This is a genomic window from Fructilactobacillus sp. X7R9C1, assembly GCF_059901005.1.
This window is the reverse complement of sequence record NZ_JBWXVG010000042.1, coordinates 1-650: the sequence shown is the minus strand read 5'-3', so window position 1 is coordinate 650 and position 650 is coordinate 1. Positions and strand designations below refer to the sequence as shown.

1 protein-coding gene is annotated in these 650 nt (G+C 43.7%); it reads left to right on the top strand.

Features of this window, described 5'->3' with window-relative positions; translation table 11 throughout:
• A partial coding sequence (locus AC6UD0_RS07310) for a mucin-binding protein (protein WP_500708698.1) occupies positions 1-650 on the top strand: 650 nt, incomplete at both ends.

The following is a 650-nucleotide window of genomic DNA, read 5'->3' as shown; positions in this document are numbered from 1 at the left end:
TTGGTATCCGACGGATACCCTGCTGATGGCTTTACTTTCAACACTGACAATCCAACCTTTACCGTTGTTTTGAAACATAAAACTAAGACGGTTACACCGGACAATCCGGGTCAACCAGGACAACCAGTTGATCCAAATAATCCAACGGGACCGAAATATCCAGATGGGACCGGCGTAAATGATCTGACTAAGAACATTACGAGAACGGTTCACTACGTTTATGCTGATGGTAGTAAAGCTTCAGAAGATCGCATTGAAACAGTTACGTTTAACAGAACCGCAACCTTCGATGAGGTTACTGGCAAGGTAACATACAGTGACTGGACTTCAACTAACGCAGTCTTTGGTGAAATCGATTCACCTAAAATTACTGGTTACACACCAGATAGGGCAAGCGTTGGTTCAGAAACAATTGGTCCTGACGCAACGAATTCTAGTGTTACCGTTACCTACAATGCCAACGATGAAAAGGCGCAAGTTGAGTACATCGATCAAGACAATGGTAACAAGGTTATTAAGACTGATGGCTTGAACGGAAAGTTCGGTTCTAAGTCGGACTACAGTACGAAGGACGAAATCGCTAAACTAGAAGCCCAAGGATATGAACTTGTATCCGATGGCTTCCCAGGTGATGGTTACACCTTCAATAC